Annotated in this window: 8 protein-coding genes; 7 read left to right on the plus strand and 1 reads right to left on the minus strand. The window is 67.8% G+C overall.

Translation table 11 applies throughout. From position 1 onward, the window contains the following. Window positions 1-66 precede the first annotated feature (66 nt). From ACFVIV_RS30375 to ACFVIV_RS30400, 6 genes are read left to right on the plus strand one after another with little or no spacing between them, the layout of a single operon-like run. A complete protein-coding gene (locus ACFVIV_RS30375; protein WP_379202193.1) occupies window positions 67-921 on the plus strand; it encodes a metal-dependent hydrolase in 855 nt (284 codons plus the stop codon). Between the two features lie 28 nt (window positions 922-949). Then, window positions 950-1,828 carry a metal-dependent hydrolase gene (locus tag ACFVIV_RS30380; protein ID WP_379202195.1) on the plus strand — a complete coding sequence of 293 codons (879 nt, stop codon included), beginning with the start codon at window positions 950-952 and terminating at the stop codon, window positions 1,826-1,828. Between the two features lie 30 nt (window positions 1,829-1,858). Then, the gene (locus tag ACFVIV_RS30385) at window positions 1,859-3,424 is read left to right on the plus strand and encodes a flavin-containing monooxygenase (RefSeq protein WP_379202197.1); all 1,566 of its coding nucleotides are present in this window, start codon (window positions 1,859-1,861) and stop codon (window positions 3,422-3,424) included. Beyond that, on the plus strand, window positions 3,421-4,314 hold the full coding sequence (locus tag ACFVIV_RS30390; protein ID WP_379202199.1) for an SDR family NAD(P)-dependent oxidoreductase: 894 nt from the start codon (window positions 3,421-3,423) through the stop codon (window positions 4,312-4,314). The genes ACFVIV_RS30385 and ACFVIV_RS30390 overlap by 4 nt, the downstream gene beginning before the upstream one ends. Further along, window positions 4,311-5,360 (plus strand): 2Fe-2S iron-sulfur cluster-binding protein, encoded by a 1,050-nt coding sequence (locus ACFVIV_RS30395; protein WP_379202201.1) that lies wholly within the window; start codon window positions 4,311-4,313, stop codon window positions 5,358-5,360. Before ACFVIV_RS30390 ends, ACFVIV_RS30395 begins: the two co-directional genes overlap by 4 nt. Window positions 5,361-5,396: 36 nt before the next feature. Next, the gene (locus ACFVIV_RS30400; protein ID WP_379202203.1) at window positions 5,397-6,599 is read left to right on the plus strand and encodes a serine hydrolase domain-containing protein; all 1,203 of its coding nucleotides are present in this window, start codon (window positions 5,397-5,399) and stop codon (window positions 6,597-6,599) included. A 6-nt stretch (window positions 6,600-6,605) separates the two neighbouring features. Here ACFVIV_RS30400 and ACFVIV_RS30405 read toward each other — a convergent pair whose 3' ends face one another. After that, window positions 6,606-7,832: an MFS transporter gene (locus ACFVIV_RS30405; RefSeq protein WP_379202205.1), complete on the minus strand. Its 1,227-nt coding sequence runs from the start codon at window positions 7,830-7,832 to the stop codon at window positions 6,606-6,608. A 385-nt stretch (window positions 7,833-8,217) separates the two neighbouring features. Here ACFVIV_RS30405 and ACFVIV_RS30410 point away from each other — a divergent pair. Then, window positions 8,218-8,879: thiamine pyrophosphate-binding protein (locus tag ACFVIV_RS30410; protein ID WP_379202206.1), on the plus strand; the 662-nt coding region annotated here is incomplete at its 3' end.

The raw sequence follows: 8,879 nt of genomic DNA on the forward strand, positions 1-8,879 counted from the left end.
TTCTACACTGAGCTCACATCGAACACGCAGTACTAGGTACTCAGTGTTGCACCAAGGATGGGCAAGATGGCCAGCACCGTTTTCAGCTACCCCAAGGCTCGGCGGATCAGATTCCGCTTCGAGCACCATGATTCGAACGACAAGTACTTCGTCGACGGCGATATGGTCTTCAGCCATTTCGTGGCCGGACTCTCGGGCGGCTTCCCGCCCGGCGAGGAATCCTTCATCCGCTCGGTCCGCCGGGTGGCCGAGCAGGTTACGGATCCGGACCTGAAGAAACGGGTCAGCGGCTTCGTCGGCCAGGAGGCCATGCACGGGCAGGAGCACCGCCGGCTCAATCACAAACTCCTCGAAATGGGTTATCCCATCGAATGGATCGATACCGAGAAGGCCAAGGACCGCGCCCGCCGGATCGAGAACCGGCTCTCTCCGCTCGCGCATCTGGCGGCCACCGCGGCGGCCGAGCACTACACCGCCGTGCTGGCGCAGCGGGTGCTCTCCAGTGACGAGATCCAGGCCATTCCGGCCTCACCCGAATTCTGGAACCTGCTGAACTGGCACGCGCTCGAGGAACTCGAGCACAAGTCGGTGGCCTTCGACGTGTTCCGCGCCGTCGGCGGCACCGAGAGCACCCGGATCGGCGTGATGGCGGTGCTGTACGCGCTCACCATCCCGTTCACCTATGGCTCCCTGGCGGTTTCGCTGGCCCGCGATCCGGTGGCGCGGCGGCAGCCGGTGCGCATCGCCCGCGAGGCGTATCAGCTGTTCACCGGCCCCATCTTCCGCGGGCTCATGGGTGACCTGGCCAAGTACATGCGGCCCGGCTTCCACCCGGACGACATCGACACCACCGCGCTGCTCGAGCGCTGGCAGCGCGAGCTTTTCGGTGCGGACGGCGCTCTCGTCGACCACCTGAAGTAGGACAACTCCATCGAGAAAGGACCGACCAATGGCGATCGGTCAGGACACCGCGTCCCCCACCCCCTATCCGAAGGTGCGGCGCATGCGCTTCCGGTTCGGCCGGCCCGAACCCATGGCCCACCACTTCGTCCAGGACGATATTCCGCTCACGCATCTGGTGGCGCTGCTGTCGGGGGCGTTCCCGCCGGGCGAGGAATCCTTCATCCGCTCGGTGCGCAAATTCTCCGGTGAGATCACCGATCCCGTGCTGAAGAAGCGCGTGGCGGGCTTCATCGGCCAGGAGGCCATGCACGGCAACCAGCATCGGGCCCTCAACGAGCAGCTCATCGACATGGGCTTCCCGATCGTGCGGGTATTCACCTTCGAGCCCGGCGCGCTGCGGGAGCGTGCGCTGATCATGGTCGAGAACCTGGTGCCGAGGCACATGCACCTGGCCGTGACGGCGCTGGCGGAGCACTACACCTCCACCCTGGCGAATCGGGTGCTCGGTAATCCGGATATCCAGGCCATCCCCGGTGACCCGGAGGTGTGGAACCTGTTGAACTGGCACGCCTTCGAGGAGCTCGAGCACAAGTCGGTGGCCTTCGACGTGTACCGCGCCACGGGCGGTTCGGAGGTCGTGCGGATCGTGCTCATGGCGGGCACCTACGCCTTCACCATTCCGGTCGTCTCGCTCGGCGTGGCCGCGTCGATCCTCGGCGATCCGCACAGCTGGCGGCCGATCAAGGTGCTGCGCGAATCGATCCGGCTGTATCGCGGCCCGATCGTGCGCGGGTTCATGAAGGAGATCCGGCCCTATATGCGGCCGGGCTTCCATCCCGACGACATCGATACCGATGCCCTGCTCGAGCACTGGCGGCGGGAACTGTTCGGGGCGGACGGCGAGCTGCTCGACCGCATGAGCTGAATACGCCCGTAACTAGATTCGAGGAATCACATGAGCAACGTCGTCGGCTGGGGTGCGCCCGCCGGGGGCCGGGCCGACCACGAGGTCATCGTGGTCGGCGCCGGATTCGGTGGCATCGGCACCGGTATCGCACTACAGCGCAAAGGCATCCACGACTTCGTGATCGTCGACAAATGGGATCGGGTGGGCGGCACCTGGCACGCCAATACCTATCCCGGTGTGGCGGTCGACATCCCGTCGTTCATCTACAGCTTCTCCTATGAGCAGCGCGGCGACTGGTCGCGAGTCTTCGCGCCCGGCACCGAACTTCGCGAGTACGCCGAGAGCATGGTCGACAAGTACGGTCTGCGGAACAAGCTGCGCATGAACACCACCGTCGTGGCCGCGGACTTCGACGACCGGAACAGCCTGTGGCGGTTGACCACCGACGGCGGGCAGGAGCTCACCGCGCGCTATGCGGTGCTGGCCGTCGGCGGGCTGGAACGGCCGAAGATGCCGGATATCCCGGGCTTGCAGGACTTCGGCGGCGCGCTCCTGCACACCGCCCTGTGGGATCACGACGTCGAGCTGCGGGACAAGCGGGTGGCCGTCATCGGCACCGGCGCCACCGCCCTGCAGCTGATTCCGGCGATCGCGGGGGAGACCCGCCATCTCACCGTCTTCCAGCGCACCCCGATCTGGGTGTTCCCGAAGACCGATGCCGCCATCGGCCGGTTCGGGCGGCAGGTGCTGGGCAACAAGCGAATCCGATCGGTGCTGCGGCTGGCGGGGAATCTCGGCACCGAACTGGCCATGAGCGGGATGGTCGCCGGACCGCCCTGGCTCACCGAGACCGGTCGGAAGCTCGCGGAAATCCCGGTGCGGCAATGGATGCGGCGGCAGGTCGCCGATCCAGTGCTGCGCGAACGGCTCATGCCGAAATACGGTCTCGGCTGCAAGCGGCCGTCCATGTCCAACGACTACCTGAAGACGTTCAACCGCACCGACGTCAGCCTCGTCACCGAGTCCATCGAGCGCATCACCGAGCGCGGCGTGGTCACCGCCGACGGCCGCGAACACGAGATCGACGTGCTCATCTGCGCCACCGGCTTCAAACTCTGGGACAAGGGCGCGGTGCCGCCGTTCCCGGTGCGCGGACGCAATGGCAAGGACCTGCAACGGTTCTGGGACGAGCACCGCTACCAGTCGTATCAGGGCGTCTCGGTGCCGGGCTTCCCCAATGCCTTCACCATCACCGGCCCCTACGGCTTCGTGCTCGGCTCCTATATCTGGATGATCGAGGCCACCGCCGCCCATCTGAGCCGGGTCATCGCCGAATCGAAACGCCGGCGCGCCACCGAGATCGAGATCCGGCAGGAGGTACACGACGAGTACTTCGCCGCCTGCCTGAAACGGCAGCAGCGGAACTTCCTCTTCACGCCGGTGTGCGCGGGTTCCAACACCTACTACATCGACAATCACGGCGATTCCCCGTTCCGGCCGTCCACCCACGGCGAGATGTACTGGCAGAACCGCCATTTCGATCTCGACGTCTACCGCTACACCGTGGGCGCGCCCGTGCCCGCGCCCGCCGTCCTGTCGGAGGAAGCATCATGAAGGTCAACGACATCGATCCGCGACTGGTCGTGGTCACCGGGGCGGGCAGCGGCATCGGCCGGGCGGTCGCCCAGCGCTTCGCCCGGATGGGCGCACAGGTCGTCGTCTCCGATATCGACAAGGACGCCGCCCTGGCGACGGTCGCCACCATCCAGGCCGACGGCCGGCGCGCGGTGGCCATGCAACTGGATGTGACCGATCCGGAGGCGTGGACGGCCTTCGCCCGGGACGTGCACGCCGACCACGGCGTCCCCGACATCCTGGTCAACAATGCCGGAATCCTGGTCAGCGGCGCCTTCCTGGATCTGGAGCCCGCGGATTGGGAGCTCCAGCTCAGCGTCAACCTGCTCGGCGTGGTCTACGGCTGCCGCACCTTCGCCCGGCTCATGATCGACGAGGGCCGCCGCGGCCACATCGTGAACATCGCCTCCGCGGCCGCCTTCACCCCGACCCCGGTCATGTCGGCCTACTCGGTGTCCAAGGCCGGGGTGAAGATGCTCACCGAATGCCTGCGGCTGGAGCTGGCGCCGAAGGGGGTTGGGGTGAGCGCCATCTGCCCCGGCGTGATCAATACCAATATCGGCGAGCACGCCGTCACCGTCGGCGTCGACCCGGATCTGGTCGCGCGCGGCAAGGAGATCGCCAGGGAGATCCAGGAATTCGCGGCCCGCCTGCCGTTCTCGCCGCTGAGCCCGGATCTGGTGGCCCGGGCCGTGGTGCGCGCGGTGCGCTACGACCTGGCCGTCGTCCCGGTGCGCGCCGAGGCCTGGCTGGGCTATTTCATGCTGCGCCTCGCGCCCGGCGTCAATCGCCGTATGACACAACCTCTCTCGATGGAGCGTATCCAGGCGGCAGGTGAGTATCTACTCGGTAGGAGAGTGCCGGGATGAGCCGCGTTCATCAGATCAAGGTGCGCGAGGTCGTCACGGAGACCGCCGATGCGGTCTCGCTGGTCTTCGACATTCCGGACGACCTCGTGAGCCGATTCGCCTATGCGCCTGGGCAATACCTGACCTTGCGGGTGCCCAGCGCGCGTACCGGTTCGGTGGCGCGCTGCTATTCGCTGTCGAGCAGCCCGCACTGCGGCGACCGTCCCACCGTCACCGTCAAGCGCACCGCCGGCGGCTATGCCTCGAACTGGATCTGCGACAACCTCGCGGCCGGCTCCCTGCTCACCGTGCTGGAGCCGGCCGGAAACTTCGTGCCGCGCAGCTGGAATCGCGATTTCCTGCTGTGCGCGGCGGGCAGCGGGATTACCCCTATTTTCTCGATTCTCAAGTCCGCGCTCGCCCTCGGCAAGGGCAGGATCGTGCTGCTGTACGCCAATCGCGACCGGCGGTCGATCATCTTCGCCGCCCAGCTGCGCGAGCTGGCGCGCCGCCATCCACGCAGGTTGACGGTGCTGCACTGGCTGGAATCCGAACGCGGCGTCCCCACCGCGCGCGGGCTCGGAACGCTCGCCAAACCATATCGTCGGTTTGATGTATACCTTTGTGGCCCACCGGGATTCGCTACCGCCGCCAAGAACGCACTGGCACAATTGCGGATACCGGAGCGTGCGATCCGCGAGGAGGAATACCGCTCGCTCACCGACAATCCATTCGAGCACCACCAACCCGTGGCGGCTCCCGATCCGGTCCCTGCGCGGCCGGCGGGCGACACCGCCACCGTGAAGGTCGAGATCGATGGCGAGACGCACACACTGCCCTGGCCGCGGCACCGCAAACTGCTCGATGTCCTGCTCGATCGCGGCATCGACGCACCCTATGTCTGCCGTGAATCCGCGTGCGGGACCTGCGTGTGCCGTGTCCGGCGGGGCCGCACTCGCATGATCATGAACGAGGCCCTGATCGACGAGGAGCTCGCCCGGGGCTACACCCTGGCCTGCCAGACCCTGCCGGAATCCGATGATCTGCACATAACCTTCGACGAATGAGCGCCGCGCCCGCGCGGCCGGACAACGAGGTTTGCCATGTTCACACTGCCCACCGGGATCAACGGCGCCGCCGATCCCGCCTTCGCTCCCGCCGTGCGCGCCTTCGCGCTGCTGTTCTCGCGCTATGTGCGCACCGGCGGCGCGCTCGCGGTCTACCTGCGCGGGGAACCGGTGGTGAACATCTGGACCGGCACGGCCGACGCCGCCGGTGAAATCCCGTGGGAGGCCGACACCGCCGCCCTCTCGTTCTCCACCACCAAGGGCATCACCTCCATGGTGATCCACCGCCTGGCCGACCGCGGCTCGATCGACTACGACGTACCGGTCGCCGAGTACTGGCCCGAATTCGCCGACGGCGGAAAGCATTCCATTACCGTGCGCGACGTGCTGGCGCACCGTGCCGGCTTGGGCGATCTGCGGCGGCTGCTCGACGATCCGGCCGATGTCCTCGACCACGCGCTCATGGAGCAGCGACTGGCCGCGGCCACGCCCGACTGGACCCGCGGTCTGCCCATGTACCACGCGGTGACCTTCGGCTGGCTGCTCGGCGGCCTGACCCGCGCCATCACCGGCCAGGAGATGGAGGAGCTGTACCGCGTCGAACTGGCCGAGCCGCTGGGTCTTTCCGGCCTGCACCTGGGCCACCCGGCCGGCGCCGCCGTGGCCGAGATGGTGGGCCCGGCCCTGTCCTTCACCGGCACCCGGCTGGGCCGGCCGCTCACCGCCGCCGTGACCCGCATCCCGGTGCTCGGCACACTCATCAGCTCCGCCCATGTCGCGGGCGCCGAAGCCGCCCTGCTGGGCCCCTTCCCGGATTTCGGCACCGCCCGCAACGGCGCGGCCACCGGCGTTTTCAGCGCCGACGCCATCGCCCGGATCTATGCCCTCATCGCGGGCGACGGCGCCTTCGACGGCCAGCAGCTGCTCGCCCCCGATACCGTGCGCGCCCTCGATCGCCGCACCGGCCTCAGCCCCGATTCGAACCCGCTGACCTTCTGGCACCTGGGCTATCATCCGTTCCCCACCCTGGGCGCGCCCCACGCCTTCGGGCACATCGGCCTGGGCGGCTCCGGCGGCTGGGCCGATCCGGATTCCGGTCTGGCCGTGGGCTTCGTGCACAACCGGCTGGACCTGTTCCGGCTCCCCGTGGACATGATCCTGACCTCGCTGCTGCTGCCCACCATCACCCGCTCGGCGGGCAGCTACGCGCGCCGCGCCGCCGCCGTCCGGGCGGCCTGACCCGGCTCAGAGCGGCAGGCTCATGGGTCTTTTGCGGCCCGCCACCGAGGCCCGGAACGCTTCGGCGGTCTGCGGCACCAGCACGGCCGCGACAATGGCCAGCGCCGGTCCGATGGCCATGGTGGCGAAGGCCGTCTGGTAGGAGAAGTGGTCGGTCACCACGCCGAAGGTGAACGGGCTGAGCGCACCCGCGAGCTGCCCGCCGAAGATGATGACGCCCGTCGCCGCGCCGATGTACGCGCTGGGCAGCGCCCGCAGCGGCACCGAGAAGGCGGGCATCATGGCCATGCCCGCCACCAGCGTCATGGCCGTGCCCGCGACCACGAACAGCGGGAAGTACTCGATGCGCGGCAGGATGAACAGCATCAGGGCGGTGAAGGCCATGGACGGCACCACGATCACCCGCGGCCGCCCGCCCAGGCGATCGGACATGCGCGCCCCGATCACCACGCCCGCCGCCGCGCCGAGCGTGGACGGCACCGCGGCGAAGGCGATGGCGGCGAAGGAGATTCCGCGATCCTCGTGCAGGAAGGTCGGCGTCCACGCCGTCACGCCCCACACCAGCACGTCGTAACCGAAGAAGATGACGGCGAAGCCCAGAATGGCCGGGGAGAACAGCACATTGCGCCGTTCCGCCGAACTCAGGCCCATGGTGACGGGCTGCACGTCCTGGGTGAGCGGTTCCGGCATCCACTTGCGCCAGGCCAGGATGACCGCCACGCCGAGCACGGAGATGATGGCGAACATCCATCGCCACCCGATGGTCGGCAGCATGATGCCCGCGATCACCGAGGCCAGCAGGATCCCCACCGCATTCGAGGAGTTCATCCATCCGGTCGCGGTGGTGCGCTGTTCGGGCACACTGCGTTCGGCCAGCGCCTTGATGGCGGCCGCCGGGAAGACGCCCTGTACCAGACCGAACAGGAACCGCATGGCCAGCAGGACCGCGAAAGACCAGGCCACCGCGGTCAATCCGGTGAAGATCGACCAGGCGACGAGCCCGACCACGCCGACCCGCAGGGCGCCGTAGCGATCGGCCAGCAGCCCCGCCGGGACCTGGATGGCCGCGTAGGCCACGAAGAAGATCGAGACCAGCAGTCCCTGCTGGGTGTGGTCGAGACCGAGATCCTCACCGATGGCCGGCAGCGCGAAGTTGATCACGGTCCGGTCGATGTAGTCGACGACCCATGCCGCGAACAGCAGCATGACGGTGATCCGTGTCGTGCGTGGCATTGGTGACCCTTCATCGAACGAGGCGCGGCGGAATGCCACGAAAGCCCCATGGCCCGAGGATATGGCGAACCACCGTTTTGCGTCCTCCCGCCCATTTTGGGGGCTAGCGGTTGCGATTCGGGCAACACCAGGGCAAATGTCGGCCAACTCCGCAGGTCAGCGCCGCCTGCCCCAGTGCATTGAACCGAGCGGGCGCGCGATCCGTTCTACCGGATGAGCAGCTGCCCCGCCGGGATTCCGCGGCAGGGTATTCGTGCACCCAAATGTGCTGTCTATCAGCATGTTTCGAGCAAGAACGTGACCCGGGACACATTGCCCGGGCGACGAGGGCCTGGATACCTTGTGTGCGATGTATCGCGCACAATGCAATTCGAGAGGGGGGATCATGTCCGAACGCGGACCGGTGACCCGGACGGTCGCGGACGTCATCATCGCGCGGCTGGCGGAGCACACCGATCACCTCTTCGGGGTGGGCGGTGCGAATATCGAGGACGTCTACGACGCGGTGCAGCGGCGGCCGGACGTCATGACCGGCATTGTGGCCAAACACGAATTCGGGGCCGCCACCATGGCGGACGGATACGCGCGCGCCACCAACCGGCTCGGGGTGGTGGCCGCCACCTCCGGCGGCGGGGCAATGAATCTGCTTGCCGCCCTTGCGGAGTCCTACGACTCGCGGGTGCCGGTGTTGGCGCTGGTGGGGCAGCCGCCGACCGGGCTGGAAGGGTGCGGGGCGTTTCAGGACACCAGCGGTGGGCCCGGGCTGCTGGATGCCGAGCGGATCTTCGGGGCGGTATCACGGTTCTGCGCGAAGATCACTCGTGCGCGGGACCTACCCGGCGCGCTGGACCATGCGATCGCGGCGGCTTTCGCCGGCGGACCCGCGGTCCTCCTGCTGCCCAAGGACATCCAGGCCACCCCTGTCGCCACGTCTTCGACTGTCGGCGGGAACCCCTCTTGTCATCCCGGCGTGGGGGTTTGTCGGTGTCTCCACACCACCCGGGGTGGCGAGCCGGACCACGACGCGCGGGAGGGGGAGAACTCCGA

Origin of the sequence: Nocardia sp. NPDC127526, assembly GCF_042672265.1 — a bacterium.
Classification (GTDB): Bacteria; Actinomycetota; Actinomycetes; order Mycobacteriales; family Mycobacteriaceae; genus Nocardia.

Coding starts and splice junctions, on each gene's coding strand:
- ACFVIV_RS30375 (WP_379202193.1), top strand. CDS start 67: ATGGCCAGCACCGTTTTCAGCTACCCCAAGGCTCGGCGGATCAGATTC.
- ACFVIV_RS30380 (WP_379202195.1), top strand. CDS start 950: ATGGCGATCGGTCAGGACACCGCGTCCCCCACCCCCTATCCGAAGGTG.
- ACFVIV_RS30385 (WP_379202197.1), top strand. CDS start 1,859: ATGAGCAACGTCGTCGGCTGGGGTGCGCCCGCCGGGGGCCGGGCCGAC.
- ACFVIV_RS30390 (WP_379202199.1), top strand. CDS start 3,421: ATGAAGGTCAACGACATCGATCCGCGACTGGTCGTGGTCACCGGGGCG.
- ACFVIV_RS30395 (WP_379202201.1), top strand. CDS start 4,311: ATGAGCCGCGTTCATCAGATCAAGGTGCGCGAGGTCGTCACGGAGACC.
- ACFVIV_RS30400 (WP_379202203.1), top strand. CDS start 5,397: ATGTTCACACTGCCCACCGGGATCAACGGCGCCGCCGATCCCGCCTTC.
- ACFVIV_RS30405 (WP_379202205.1), bottom strand. CDS start 7,832: ATGCCACGCACGACACGGATCACCGTCATGCTGCTGTTCGCGGCATGG.